This is a genomic window from Chryseobacterium sp. 2TAF14 (assembly GCF_052115105.1).
Classification (GTDB): Bacteria; Bacteroidota; Bacteroidia; order Flavobacteriales; family Weeksellaceae; genus Chryseobacterium.
In genome coordinates this window covers 1-12,543 of the sequence record NZ_JBFRGA010000082.1, presented here as the reverse complement: position 1 = coordinate 12,543, position 12,543 = coordinate 1, and the positions used below count along the sequence as shown (strand labels likewise).

The 12,543-nt window shown below is 34.2% G+C and carries 14 protein-coding genes and 1 pseudogene; 5 read left to right on the top strand and 10 right to left on the bottom strand.

Features of this window, described 5'->3' with window-relative positions:
- Both AB4Y90_RS10210 and AB4Y90_RS10205 read left to right on the top strand, forming a co-directional pair.
- On the top strand, positions 1 to 415 hold a 415-nt coding region (locus AB4Y90_RS10210; protein ID WP_441557398.1), incomplete at its 5' end, for a T9SS type A sorting domain-containing protein.
- 263 nt (positions 416 to 678) lie between these two features.
- Entirely contained in the window at positions 679 to 1,704 is a 1,026-nt protein-coding gene (locus AB4Y90_RS10205; RefSeq protein ID WP_441557397.1) for a L,D-transpeptidase, read from the top strand.
- Here AB4Y90_RS10205 and AB4Y90_RS10200 read toward each other — a convergent pair.
- The 3 genes from AB4Y90_RS10200 to AB4Y90_RS10190 all read right to left on the bottom strand — a co-directional run bounded on the left by AB4Y90_RS10200 (position 1,701) and on the right by AB4Y90_RS10190 (position 4,276).
- Positions 1,701 to 2,225, bottom strand: coding sequence for a hypothetical protein (locus tag AB4Y90_RS10200; protein WP_441557395.1), 525 nt, complete (start codon positions 2,223 to 2,225; stop codon positions 1,701 to 1,703). The two genes, AB4Y90_RS10205 and AB4Y90_RS10200, sit on opposite strands and share 4 nt — an antisense overlap.
- A gap of 1 nt (position 2,226) precedes the next feature.
- Positions 2,227 to 3,552 carry a PDZ domain-containing protein gene (locus AB4Y90_RS10195; RefSeq protein ID WP_441557394.1) on the bottom strand — a complete coding sequence of 442 codons (1,326 nt, stop codon included), beginning with the start codon at positions 3,550 to 3,552 and terminating at the stop codon, positions 2,227 to 2,229.
- Between the two features lie 85 nt (positions 3,553 to 3,637).
- Complete coding sequence (locus AB4Y90_RS10190; RefSeq protein WP_441557400.1) at positions 3,638 to 4,276, bottom strand: alpha/beta hydrolase; 639 nt, start codon at positions 4,274 to 4,276, stop codon at positions 3,638 to 3,640.
- Positions 4,277 to 4,486: 210 nt separating this feature from the next.
- Between AB4Y90_RS10190 and AB4Y90_RS10185 the strand changes: the two genes are divergently transcribed.
- Positions 4,487 to 4,933, top strand: coding sequence for a hypothetical protein (locus AB4Y90_RS10185; protein ID WP_441557392.1), 447 nt, complete (start codon positions 4,487 to 4,489; stop codon positions 4,931 to 4,933).
- Between the two features lie 82 nt (positions 4,934 to 5,015).
- Here the strand turns inward: AB4Y90_RS10185 and AB4Y90_RS10180 are convergent, their stop codons facing one another.
- Positions 5,016 to 5,525, bottom strand: a complete 510-nt coding sequence (locus AB4Y90_RS10180; RefSeq protein ID WP_441557390.1) for a hypothetical protein — start codon at positions 5,523 to 5,525, stop codon at positions 5,016 to 5,018.
- 289 nt (positions 5,526 to 5,814) lie between these two features.
- Between AB4Y90_RS10180 and AB4Y90_RS10175 the strand changes: the two genes are divergently transcribed.
- Positions 5,815 to 6,366, top strand: a complete 552-nt coding sequence (locus AB4Y90_RS10175; protein WP_441557389.1) for a DNA-3-methyladenine glycosylase I — start codon at positions 5,815 to 5,817, stop codon at positions 6,364 to 6,366.
- A 584-nt stretch (positions 6,367 to 6,950) separates the two neighbouring features.
- Here the strand turns inward: AB4Y90_RS10175 and AB4Y90_RS10170 are convergent.
- Positions 6,951 to 8,537, bottom strand: coding sequence for a patatin-like phospholipase family protein (locus AB4Y90_RS10170; RefSeq protein WP_441557387.1), 1,587 nt, complete (start codon positions 8,535 to 8,537; stop codon positions 6,951 to 6,953).
- A 321-nt stretch (positions 8,538 to 8,858) separates the two neighbouring features.
- Entirely contained in the window at positions 8,859 to 9,758 is a 900-nt protein-coding gene (locus AB4Y90_RS10165) for a magnesium transporter CorA family protein (protein WP_441557385.1), read from the bottom strand.
- A 76-nt stretch (positions 9,759 to 9,834) separates the two neighbouring features.
- Between AB4Y90_RS10165 and AB4Y90_RS10160 the strand changes: the two are divergent.
- Positions 9,835 to 10,658, top strand: a pseudogene (locus AB4Y90_RS10160) (3-oxoacyl-ACP synthase III family protein).
- Between the two features lie 152 nt (positions 10,659 to 10,810).
- Here the strand turns inward: AB4Y90_RS10160 and AB4Y90_RS10155 are convergent.
- The 4 genes from AB4Y90_RS10155 to AB4Y90_RS10140 all read right to left on the bottom strand — a co-directional run bounded on the left by AB4Y90_RS10155 (position 10,811) and on the right by AB4Y90_RS10140 (position 12,416).
- The gene (locus AB4Y90_RS10155) at positions 10,811 to 11,380 is read right to left on the bottom strand and encodes a hypothetical protein (protein ID WP_441557383.1); all 570 of its coding nucleotides are present in this window, start codon (positions 11,378 to 11,380) and stop codon (positions 10,811 to 10,813) included.
- A complete protein-coding gene (locus AB4Y90_RS10150) occupies positions 11,334 to 11,732 on the bottom strand; it encodes a thioredoxin family protein (protein WP_441557382.1) in 399 nt (132 codons plus the stop codon). The genes AB4Y90_RS10155 and AB4Y90_RS10150 overlap by 47 nt, the downstream gene beginning before the upstream one ends.
- A gap of 131 nt (positions 11,733 to 11,863) precedes the next feature.
- The gene (locus AB4Y90_RS10145) at positions 11,864 to 12,127 is read right to left on the bottom strand and encodes a hypothetical protein (protein ID WP_441557381.1); all 264 of its coding nucleotides are present in this window, start codon (positions 12,125 to 12,127) and stop codon (positions 11,864 to 11,866) included.
- 88 nt (positions 12,128 to 12,215) lie between these two features.
- Positions 12,216 to 12,416 (bottom strand): cytochrome C551, encoded by a 201-nt coding sequence (locus tag AB4Y90_RS10140; RefSeq protein ID WP_441557379.1) that lies wholly within the window; start codon positions 12,414 to 12,416, stop codon positions 12,216 to 12,218.
- Positions 12,417 to 12,543 lie beyond the last annotated feature (127 nt).

Genomic DNA, 12,543 nt, shown 5'->3' with positions numbered 1-12,543 from the left:
GAATATTAAATGGTACGCTTCTGCTTTAGATGCTGCAAACCATACAGGAAGTTTACCGATGACCACACCGATTGTAAATAACACGACTTATTATGCAACTCAGACAGTGGGAGTTTGTGAGTCTACAGCTTCATTGGCAGTACTTGCATTCAATGCATCATTAGGTGTGGCAAACGTAACGAAATCATCACAGATGCAGATTTATCCTAACCCGGTAATGGATGTCCTTAACATAAGCGGAGAGGAGAAAATTACCAAATTGGCAATTTTTGCAGCAGATGGTAGAAAAGTTACCGAGAAAACATTATCGAAAGATGAGAGAAGCATCAATGTTCATTCATTAGTTCAGGGTGTTTACTTAATTCAGGTATTTACCAAAGATGATGTTAAAACATTTAAGTTTATAAAAAGATAAGATATTAAATTATTAATCAATACATAACTTAATGATAAGCCAGTAGCAATTAATGCTGCTGGCTTTTTTATATTAAATGATGTAACGATATTTTAGAATTAAAAAAAGCAAATAATAAGGAATTATTAAAGGCATATAATTTATTTATCAAATGAAATTTTTTGTAGATTTAATCAAGACTTGTAGAATTAAACGGCTTGAGTTTTGAAAAATTTAGGTCTGATATTTGTAAGTCTAAACCCGACTGATGAATTATTATATTTATGAAAAAAATAACTTTAAAAAAATCAATACTTTACACCCTGTTTTTTGCATTATTTATTATTTCCTGTAAAAAAGAGGAAGCAATCGATCAAAACAAACAACAAAATCCTACCTCAGAAGAGATTGCAAAAAATACTTCAGACCCTAATTCTATCAAAACAAAACCGGTAGAGGAGTCTGCTCCGCCAATGATGCAGGAAAACGGCTTTTACAATGCTTTTGCGATACCGAAAAATAAAAAGCTGAGAGATTCTCTGTATGCGGTTTTCAGTAAAAAATATTCTGAAAGAGAGCGATATGCAATTTTAGCATTAAACAGGTTAGATTCTAAAAGTAAATGGAATTCTGATACTTTGGTAGTACCTGCAAAAATAGACACCACTTTAATGGCGTACTCACCGTTCCCGATGCAGTTGGATGTGTTGAGCGACGTGAAAAAATTTGTGATATTTTCATATCCAATTCAGGCTTACGGAGTTTATTCAAACGGAACTTTAGTAAAATGGGGACCTACAAGTATGGGCAAAAAATCTGCTCAGACAGACAGAGGTTTAATGTTTGCCAACTGGAAAAAGAAACTGGCAATTTCCACTGTAAAAAGCGAATGGAAACTTCCTTATAACTTCAATATTCACAACACACACGGAATAGGATGGCATCAGTACGATCTTCCCGGTTATCCTGCGTCCCATTCTTGTCTGAGGTTGCTGATGAAAGATGCAGTCTGGCTATACAATTATGCAGATACATGGATCTTAAATCCGGGTGGTGCAACTACAAAAGCGAAAGGTACACCAGTCATGGTTTTCGGAGATTATCCTTGGGGAAAAAGAAAACCCTGGAGACATCTTCTCAATGATCCGAATGCCAACAATATTTCTGTTGAAGAAATGACGAAACTCATTCAGCCAAACGTAGAAAAAATGATTTCCGAGCAAACCAATCGTGAGAAAGTGGCAGACTCCATCAAAGCCGCAAAAGCATCTCAAGCTGCCCTTGAGGAAACAGAGGTTTCAGAAAATTAAACTATTTTTTCAAATTTTAAAGTAGATTCCTCCGCAAATTTGCGGAGTTTTTTCATTTCGTTTTTCGCTTTATGCTGCCCGAATCTTGCCGCTGCGTAAGTGACCGCAATAAAAATAAGCATTAAAAATGAAGCATTCAAAGCCCATGGATATTCGTGGCTGTTGATCTGGTTTTCTACGTAGTACATGGTGAAAAAAGTCATCCACGAAATAGTAAACAAAAAATACAGGAACATAAAAAATGTCCATACCGCAGAACTTGGACCGAAAACTCCTCTTATTACAGTGACTTCTTCATCAATTTCTGTCCTCAGAGCAAGACATGGCTTCCAGTAATTGTCGTCTTTAGTTAAAACAGAAATTGTGGCAACTTCGGTATTTACATTCCCGGTAAATTCGTTTTTATGCTCAAGCAGATATTTTTTTAGGTTTTCGGCATAGTTTTCTTTGCTGAGATGGGTGTACATTTTAAATCTCGGGCGGTTTCTTATTTTATCTAAAGTGGTTTCTTTTGTTTCCATATTAATCTTGGTAGGGAATTGGGTCTTCTAATGTGAAAGAAAATTTCAGCTCCTGGCCTTTTCGGTCTACAGTCATATTGATTGTTTTTCCTTCCTCAGATTTCATCATTTCCATTATTTTATTTAGTGTCATATCTGAAGTTTTTCTTCCGTTGATAGTGATTAGCTGATCATCTTTTTTCAGTCCTGCTTTGTAAGCGGGAGAATCTTTTCGAACTCCGGCAAGCGAAAATAAAGGTTTTAAAATAAACTTGTATTGCAGATTACTATTAAAAGCTTGAATTTCTCCCGATGATGATTTTTCATTTTGGGTTTTAAAAGTTAAATAATCTTTTTCCCACTGAAGACCGTCCTGCTTAAAATCGAGTCCGCTCATATTAAAATGAAAAGGATCCTCGTAATTTCTATTTTTTCTAAGATATAATTTCCCGTTAGGATAATCAAAAGCTACTGTAAATCTGCGCATGATCTCACCTCCGACGGAACCTTTTCTGTCCTCAGCCAGATTCATATGCTGAATAGAAAATTCATCCGGCATTGCCGTTAAAGGTTTGTCAAATTTAAAATCACCCAGATAAAAACCATGTATCCTGCTTCTTTTTCCAAAAATATCACCATTAAAACCTCTTCCGAGATAGTCTTCAATATTGGGTCTGTTGTATACGAAATCTTTTATAAGGGTAGGAAAAAGCCATATTGCGTCGCTATTCCCTAAGTCGATCAGTAATTTTGAAGCTTTTTTGGTCTTTGTCATTTCTACATCAGCAAAAATATAGGGCTTGCTTTTCTCAACAGAAATAGAAAATTCATCAAATTTTTTAATCTTTTTTTCAAAAAGCGCACGGTCTTTATAAACAGTGATTTTTTTTGAGGTGTAATCTATGATAACCGGATGATCTTTAAAAAAATGATACCCGATAAATCCGTTCACCGGGATCCCGATGTGTGAAGAAATATTGAATTCCTCATCCTGAATAATGTAAAGCTTTAAAGAATCATTGACGAAATTTTTACCAATTTTTCCGGTATTAAGATCAGATTTGAAACCTTCAATACTCTTATTTCCGCCAAGCCCGGAAAACCTCGTTTTTTCCATCGCACTTAGCTTTATCTCTTTGTCTTCAAGACTGAAAATTGTATTTTCTGCAACACCGGTATCAAGCAGAAAAGTGAGTTCGGCTCCATTGATGTTGATCGGAATAAAGATTAAATTATTAATCAGCTTAAAAGGGATCACTACTTTACTTCCATTTTTAATCTCAAAATTGTTTTGCGCATTAACGAAAATGCTCAACAGTAAAATTGATATTAAAATCCTGAATTTCATAAACTGAATTTAGTAAATTATATCATACGGCACAAAAAAAACATTCTTTAATAAGAATGTTTGATATTTTGAAAATATAAATGGGTTATTTTGAGAAAAACTCCATCAGATCGATATAATTTTTTTGATTGACACCATGACCGCTCATATATTCTCTGAAGGTGAAATAACAACTCAGATCATACAGAAGATCTGCAGCTTTCCGTCCCCATTCCATCGGGATGATGGCGTCATCTGTACCATGAGAGACAAAGAAGCGAAGGTTTTCTAATTTCTTTTTATCTTTTACAATATCGGTAAGCAGTTTTTCTTCAGGATAGCTGCTTAAACAGGCAACATAATTGAAAAGATCAGGATATTGTAAAGCTAAGCTGTAGCACAAAATTCCGCCCTGGCTAAATCCGCAAAGATGTGTTTTGTTTTTAGTGAGGCCATATTTGTTGGTAATCGCCATGATGTTTTCTAAAACACTTGATAATACATCTTTTGCCTGATCGGTATCTATAAACTTTTCAGGATTGTTGAAGTCGATATCAAACCAAGAATATCCTTCAAACTGGGTAGGTTTCGGAGCTCTGAAACTCACAATAATCCAGTCTGCAGGAAGGCTTTCTCTGAAGCTGAAAAGATCCTGCTCATTGCTGCCGTAGCCGTGAAGCATGAAAAGAATGGGAGTGACGGGACTGATATATTCGGGTTCTCTTACGATGTAATCTAAATTCATATGGCAAAGATAATCATATTCGTTTATTTTTGAAGCCGGAAAAAATTTTAAGATCATCTAATGATGTGCAACTTTTCTTTGTCTGATGCAGCTTCAGTCTTTTATTGATTTGATATTATTTAGAAATCTTTATTGGAAAATTTTCATGAAAGTTATTTTTATATTGATAAAAAACCTATATTTGAAACATTAAAAAATCTATTTGGAGAAATGAAGCAATTTTACAAATCAAAAAATTTACTTAGACTTTCATTTTTAGCAGTGATATTACTTTCAGTAGCTTCTGTTTTTAATTCTTGTAAAAATGATGACGACGAAGACGAGTTTCAAGATCACTTGGTACAGTTTGAAGCAAAAATTATTAATGGCGGTACAGCTCCTACACCTCCTGTAAGTGCTTTCAAGACTATTGTTACTCAGGTAGGAACAAAACAGGAAACAATATTCGATTCTCCTGGTTTAACTTGGTCAAGCGGTGAGTTTTTTGTGAATTCCAGCCAGTCTCAGTTAAATTTTGCAGCAAATGCCAATCTTTTGAATACAGATTCTAAACTGATTGTATCGATCTACATCGATGGTGAAGTTGCCGAAACAGATACAGTTGAAGGAAGCGGAACTAAAGAAGTTGCTGTAGCACACAGTTTCCTTGAATTATAATTAATATCAACGTATTATATAAAAAAACACCTCTGAACTTCAGGGGTGTTTTTTTATGATTATTGTATTTTATCAATAAGAATTATCTCAGACTTCTTACATTAACCTCTGGTTTTTCGCCCTGCGGAACAATAAAAATAGCATTTTCATTGATGGTATCTCCTGCATCAAAATAATAGCTGCCGATAACTGGCAAAATATTGGTCACCATTTTTCCCGATTTGTCGTAAGCGGAGTAAGATACATTGATCAGCTGGGTTTTCATTTTAAGCTGAATCTTTTTTGAGGTGAGCTTTGCTCCTGTTGCATTTACACAATTGAGTTCTACGATTCCGGTTTCCATTACAATTTGCGGGTAAGAGCTGAGTCTTATATTGTAAGATTTATCAGACGTATTTTTCACCGAAGCAGAGATTTTGTAGCGGTCAAAATTTTTTCCGCCAACCTGAATACTTTCTTTGTTGGTGATATTAAAGCTTACTTTCATTCCGTTTACGTCTGCAGTTTCGCCATCAGATATTTTCTGGGCTTTTGCAAGATTTCCGAAGCTTAAAAATGTACATACAAAAAATAGAAGAATTGAGTTTTTCATGATATGATTTGATTTTTTATTAATATAAATTTACAAAAAAGGAATATTTTTTTATATTAATATTTTATCATATTCAAAAAACAAATTAAAATCATAAAAAAATAAAGGGAAATTATTTGATTTTCGCAATCCATTCTGCACTGCTGATGTCTGTTAATTTTTCTTGGCAGCGATTATTTTAATGCAAAAGAAAATCTTCAGATTAAAAATTTACGTAAGAACATAAAAAATAAAGCTACTGACAAACAGTTGTCAGCAGTTTGTATTAACTTTAGACAAAATTTATTTGATGAGTTATTGTTCAGTCATAGAAAGAATGCAGCCAGAAAGCAGAAAAGAACTGCATAAAAATTACCACGACAATCATTACGGTTTTCCGATCCATGATGATAATGAGTTGTTTGGAAGACTAATCATGGAAATCAATCAGGCAGGACTAAGTTGGGAAACTATTTTAAAGAAAGAGGAAGGTTTCAGAAATGCTTACGACAATTTTAATATCCAAAAAGTTGCAGCTTACAATGAAGAAGACCGTGAAAGGTTATTAAACGATCCCGGAATTATTAGAAATAAATTAAAAGTAAACGCAGCGATCGAAAATGCCAAAACAATTATAGAATTGCAGAAAGAATTTGGTTCTTTCGAAAAATGGCTCGAATCTCATCATCCTAAAACTTTACCGGAATGGATGAAGCTATTCAAAAAAACATTCAAATTTACAGGTGGTGAAATTGTAAATGAATTTTTGATGAGCATTGGTTATTTAAAAGGCGCTCATGCAGAAGATTGTGCGGTGAATGAGGCAATTTTGAAGCACGATCCGATGTGGAGGAAAGAGTAGTTTTTAATTAAACTTTCCTTTTTCTAATTATAAATCCTGCAATCAAGAGAATAATTCCCAGCGCGAAAATTATTTTCCAGAAGATAAAACAGAATTGTGCAAGCTGAATAACAACACTGGAAAAATTTCCGCGTGCGGTAAACATCGATATTCCGAAAATAAGCATGATTATTGAAAATGGAATCATTGAACCTCCAATAACCAGCAAATATTTATACAGTTTTTTTGTTTTCATTTTATAATCGATTCAAAACTTTATCAATTCTTTTTTCAGCTTCTTCTTTAGAAATTACGTCATAACAATCTTTTACGAAACGATCTTCCGCCAGAAATATAAGAGTCACTAAAATTCCAATAATAAAAAGATATTTTTGCTGTATTTTGAATTTTATTAACTAAAAATTCTGTTTAATTAAAAAGATTTTTATTAGATGAAAAGATTCTTCATTTCGCTTTGCTTCATTTAGAATAACAAACGAAAAATAGTTTCCAAATCTGTCATTCCGACGAAGGAGGAATCTCAAATTACTGATTTTTTTTRGAAAGTTTTTTCCTCAAACCCTCAAACTCTCCAACCCAAAAACTCACCCCACCGTCGGCGTATCCTCTTCCTTCAAAATCTTTTTCTCTTTCATCGCAACCATCATTCTTTCTCGTTTGTATTCTTTCCAGTCAAACTGATTAAGGAAATCGAGAGCAGCAACAAATCCGGCATTGAAAAGCTGTTCTTTTTCTTCTCTTTTCATAAAGAAATTGAGCCAGCTGCTCGTTCCGCAATTCACAGTTTTTATGCTGTACAAATTGTAAAATGAATATTTGGTAAGAAAAGATTTATCGTTAAAACCTTTCAGCGTTTCAATAATATTTCCGGCGTAGGAAAGCGGTGTTTTGAGGATTTGTTGACTCGTTTTTCCTTTCTCTTCATTAATTGTCGAGTCGCTCGTCAACTGTACTCCAAAAAGTGGAAGTCTCGGATAGAAAATATCGGTCACGTGAAAAAGATCGATCGGGAAATTGGAAATACTTCCACCATCAATAAAAATTCCTACAGGGTAAATGTTTTCTTTCGGAGTATTCATCCAGAATTTCCAGGCGTATTTTACAGAATCGTCGTCTTTGTTGATCAGCTTTTGCATTGGCTCAAAAAAGAAAGGAACAGACATCGATGCCCTTACAAATTCTGCCGGACTGATGTGTTTCAGTTCTTCTTCAGACCAATAAAGATTTGCCATAATGGGAAGCTGTACTTTTATTTTGGCATTAATGTCGGTCGTTACAACCATATATTCAGATTTCAACTGATAAAACGGATTGTTTTTATAATAATCATTATTTTCGATGCTTTCAAAAAAAATCCTGTATTGCGTTTCGTCAATATGTTCCAGATGATTCATTTTAATTTCTTCAATCCCGTTCAATGCATTGGTGTAAAATTCCATTCCGTTGCCGTAACGGTAATTCAGATTAAGCTCATATTCCTTTTGAATAAATTTTTTATTAAGCTCTGCGACGGTTTTAATTCCGAAATCCAGAAGTACATTTTTCATCGTGTTCTCAAAAACATTTCCGGGGTTTAGTCCGCTGTTGCTCTTTGTAAAATTATGGTAAAGTTTTTTTAGGATTAAAACTAAAATAATCAAAGGARCCAAAGGAATCAGGAAATACAGTTTGGCTTCCCTTGTCGTTTCTGAATTAAGAATAAACGGTAAACTTATCAAACCGACCGTTAAAACAATCGTAATAATTAAATTGATTTTAAAGAAATTCTTGTTGTTGAGTATCGCATGAATGGTGCTTTTTACATAGCTTTTTCCATCCATAAAATCGGCGAAATTCCAGTTGAAAAGTATTTCTTTAATGACTTCGCTTTTGGCTTCTTCTTTGGTTTTACAGGCTGCAATAAGCATGGTGTTAATCGCTCCGGCGCTGGTTCCGGCAACTTTCAGAAAACGGATCCCGAAAATTTCCAGCCCGTACAAATAACCAACTAAAGCGCTTCCCCAAACTCCGCCACCTTCCTGTACAAATTCTACATATTGATTTCCTTCTGCATCCAGAAGGTCAGAGAATTCTCTTTTGGAAATATTTTCATGCAGTGCTTTCAGCTTTTCTTTAGATTCCTTAGAAAGTATATTTTCTTCAAGAATTTTTTGGAGGATTTCGGATTTCATGGTTTGGTTTGGTGTTTTTTGTTGTCATCGCGAGGAGCATAGCGACGAAGTGATCTCTTGTGATATTATTTTTTTCTCTCGCAGATTAAGCCGATTTTGCAGATTTATAAATGAAAAATCGGCTAAATCAGCGTGATAATTTATTTTCATTAAATTTTTTTTTAATTAATTTTATCTTGATAAAATCCTCGGGCCTTAATAGTTTTAAGTTTTAAAAAAAAATCCTGCTTCTTTGCGTTTAACCAATTAATATTTTTTAAACTGAGTTTTGCAGATCTATAAATTAAAAATCTGCGTCATCTGCTCAATCAGCGAGAAGCTCTACCATTGCTTTCTTCTGGCATAAATAAAAGTAATAACAACGATCAGTCCCATCACGCCTAAAGTATAAAAATATCCTTGTTTGGTATGCAGTTCAGGCATGTTGTCGAAATTCATTCCATACAAACCGGCAATAAAAGTAATCGGTAAAAAATAGACCGAATAAATCGCCAGAACTTTCATTACCTGATTCGCTTTTTGGTCAGACAATGCCAGAAACATGGAGATTAAGTTGGTAATCTGAATGTTGAGGTGGTCAAAATCGGCAACAACATCTTTGTGTTTGTCTTTTAAATCGGTTAATTCTGAATCGGGAAGATTGAGCAGTTTAAATTTATCAATAGCATCCGCAGAAATTGTTAAAACCCTTGAGTTTAAACCGGATTTTCTTTTCAGCCTGTACAACCTGCGAATTTGATTGGTGTGATTGGTATTTTTAAGAAAAATTTCATTCTCTATATTATCCATGGTTTCAAATAAGCTCAGCGATTCATCATCAAAACTTTTCATAATGACCAGAGCGATCATCAGTGCAACTTTTTCAGGAGAAGAGTTTTCATGACCTGCCGAAAGCTGTTTCTTTGTTTCTGAGATGCTTTGGGTTTTCATTCTGTGAACCGTAATGATCGTATCATCCAAAAGGAAGATCCCGATCTTGGTACTGATGTCGCTGATGCTGTTGAGGTTTTTTCTTTCCAGCTCGGTACTTTCACGCAAAAGGAAAAATTTTACATTTCCGTCTGCTTCATATTTTGGTAAGTGATTGGGATCTAAAGTATCTTCAAGAAGAAGGTTATTAATTTCATAACGCTCGTGAAGGTATTTCATATCTTCTGCGGTAGGCGCTTCAACGTCTATCCATTCACATCCCGAATCTCTGTAAATTGTATCTATTGGCATAAAGTAAATTTACTCTAAAAATTGAAATTGTATGTATTAAATAAATTTTATCTTTACCAAAATTAGAAAAATCGATATGATTAAAAGTACAATAAAAGGAATCGGATTTCATGTTCCGGATCATGTTGTTACCAATGATGATTTGGCAAAACTAATGACCACCAATGATGAGTGGATTACCGAGCGTACCGGAATAAAAGAAAGAAGACACCGAGTTAATAGAAATGATGCGCAGGAAACGACTGCATTTCTTGGTTTCAAAGCTTCAGAAAAAGCAATAAAAAATGCGGATTTAACGGCAAAAGATATCGATTATATTGTTTTTGCCACACTTTCTCCGGATTATTATTTTCCGGGATGCGGAGTTTTGCTTCAGGATATGCTGGGTTGCGATACGATCGGAGCTTTGGATGTGAGAAACCAATGTTCAGGTTTTGTGTATGCAATGAGTGTTGCGAATGCTTTTATCAAATCGGGAACTTGTTTCCGGGTTCCAAATATGGCTGGAGCGACAGGATGAGAAGAGAACCTGAAAATGTAACCAACAAAGAAGTTTATCCGATTATGAACGGAAATTTTGTTTTCAAACATGCCGTAACAAGATTTCCGGAAACTATGAAGGAAGCTTTAGATAAAGCAGGAAAAACCATTGAAGATCTCGATATGTTTATCCCGCATCAGGCGAATCTGAGAATTGCACAGTTTGTACAACAGAAATTTGGTTTGCCGGATGAAAAAATCCATAATAATATTCAGAAATACGGAAACACAACGGCTGCTTCCATTCCTATCGCTTTAAGCGAAGCGATCGAATTAGGAAAAATAAAAAGAGGAGATTTAGTGCTTCTTTCAGCTTTCGGAAGCGGTTTTACGTGGGGAAGCGTTTTGTTTGAATACTAATGCAACTAATTTTTGATAATTCATAATAAAAAAATGCCACGAATGCACGAATTATTTAATTAGAGTAAAAATATTATTCGTGCATTCGTGGCAAAATAAAAAAATCCGAAGAACTATTCATTCTTCGGATTTTCTATATTTTAAACTAAAGATTAAAGACTCTTTAGTAATTTTTCTGTGTTTGCAATATCTTCACCTGCTGCTTTACCAAGCTCAACAGATTTTTGCGCCCAGATTTTTGCGTTTTTCTTGTCCCCGATTTTGTTGTAAAGGTTTGCCAAAGTATCTGTATTGGCATAGCTTTCTTTTTTATTTACAGATTCCTGTGCCCATTTTACGGCTGTTTCAAGAGAAGATTTTGTAGTAACATTTTCAAAGAAATTCCAAGCTAAAGAGTTTAGTTGATCTGCATTCAAAGCCGAAACATCTTTATTAAGTTCAAGTGTTAGCTTTTCATAAGTTGCAATATCTTTATCTTTCAAAGCTCTACTGGCTTTTACTCTTTTCAGAAGGTTTTCAGATTCATCTTTTGTCATGAATTTTTGAGCTTCAGTAAGGAAATAAGCTTCATCCAATTTTTTGGTTGTTGCATTGTAAGCTTTTGCTATTACAGTATTCACTTTTACATTTTTATCCATTGCAGCATATTGTTGCTCAGGAAGCATTTTTGTAATGTCAGCTTTTCTTTCTGTGAAAACCTTGTAAGCTGCACCATCCGACATAGCCGATCGTTCTGTGAACTTCTTCACCGTCACCGTTGATGAAAAGATAGGTAGGGAATACTTTTACATTGTATTTTTTTGCCAGATCAATACCTTCACCTTTTTCCATGTCAATTTTTGCATTAACGAAGTTGGCGTTGTAGTAATCACCAACCGGTTTTAAAGGGAAAATGTTTTTCACCATTAATTTACACGGACCACACCAAACTGCATAAGCATCAATAAAAACAAGTTTATTTTCTTTTTTTGCTTTAGCCAGAATACTTTTAAAATTTCCCTCTTCAAACTTGATTCCCTGCGCAAATGCAATTGCTGCAAGGAAAAGGAACGATAATATTGCTGTTTTTTTCATGAATTTTTTTTGTTGGATACAAATGTAATAATTAAGTTAAATAATTTTTCTCTTTTTAATGAAAATAAGATATTTGATTTGCAAAAATTTTTAAAAATAAAAATCCGCAGAGTTTTCTACGGATTTTATTTTTATCTGGAACCTCCCACAGAAGTGTTTGGTTTGTTCTCTTTACTGCTGTAATCGGTAGGCGAAGCGGCAGTGTCTCGTAAATCTTTTGGGGTATCTGTTTCTGGCGAGGTAGCTTCAGAATGCGCAGCAGCGGTTTCTCCCGATATATTTCTCAACGAATCTTTGTTRTGATTTTCTTTATATTCTTCTCTGTTTTCTTTTTTATCTGCGCAGCTTCCTAAAGTTATTAAACCTAAAAGCAATGCTATTCCTGTTTTTTTCATAATTAAAATATATTGGTTAGTCAATCAAATATAAAAAATCTGCCGAAATTATCAGCAGATTTTATTTTTTTGCCTGAAGTTTTATTTTTTATCTTACCGGAGCCATTACTGTATCAGTCGGCATTGTTACGGTATCAGGACTTTGCATTGGCATTGAATCTTGTCTTGCAGAAGTATCTGCTGTAACGTTCATCGAATCTTTATTTTCTGAGTTCATCTGCGGTTCCTTTGATCCGCAGCTTGCTGCAACTAAGCCTATTCCGAAGGCAAACAAAATTAACTTTTTCATAATATTTTATTTTATGGTGTTTAAAACCATAGCCAATTATCATTCCAAAAAATGTAAAATTTATATTAATATTAAGTAATGTTTGTTAAAATTTGATTTATGTGGCTTAAATGTAGTAGAACTACTA

Excerpts from the sequence above, each read along its gene's own strand:
- AB4Y90_RS10190 (WP_441557400.1), bottom strand. The coding sequence starts at position 4,276 with ATGAATTTAGATTACATCGTAAGAGAACCCGAATATATCAGTCCCGTC.
- AB4Y90_RS10150 (WP_441557382.1), bottom strand. The coding sequence starts at position 11,732 with ATGAAAAAAACAGCAATATTATCGTTCCTTTTCCTTGCAGCAATTGCA.
- AB4Y90_RS10205 (WP_441557397.1), top strand. The coding sequence starts at position 679 with ATGAAAAAAATAACTTTAAAAAAATCAATACTTTACACCCTGTTTTTT.
- AB4Y90_RS10180 (WP_441557390.1), bottom strand. The coding sequence starts at position 5,525 with ATGAAAAACTCAATTCTTCTATTTTTTGTATGTACATTTTTAAGCTTC.
- AB4Y90_RS10155 (WP_441557383.1), bottom strand. The coding sequence starts at position 11,380 with ATGTCGGATGGTGCAGCTTACAAGGTTTTCACAGAAAGAAAAGCTGAC.
- AB4Y90_RS10195 (WP_441557394.1), bottom strand. The coding sequence starts at position 3,552 with ATGAAATTCAGGATTTTAATATCAATTTTACTGTTGAGCATTTTCGTT.
- AB4Y90_RS10140 (WP_441557379.1), bottom strand. The coding sequence starts at position 12,416 with ATGAAAAAGTTAATTTTGTTTGCCTTCGGAATAGGCTTAGTTGCAGCA.
- AB4Y90_RS10200 (WP_441557395.1), bottom strand. The coding sequence starts at position 2,225 with ATGGAAACAAAAGAAACCACTTTAGATAAAATAAGAAACCGCCCGAGA.
- AB4Y90_RS10165 (WP_441557385.1), bottom strand. The coding sequence starts at position 9,758 with ATGCCAATAGATACAATTTACAGAGATTCGGGATGTGAATGGATAGAC.
- AB4Y90_RS10185 (WP_441557392.1), top strand. The coding sequence starts at position 4,487 with ATGAAGCAATTTTACAAATCAAAAAATTTACTTAGACTTTCATTTTTA.
- AB4Y90_RS10175 (WP_441557389.1), top strand. The coding sequence starts at position 5,815 with ATGAGTTATTGTTCAGTCATAGAAAGAATGCAGCCAGAAAGCAGAAAA.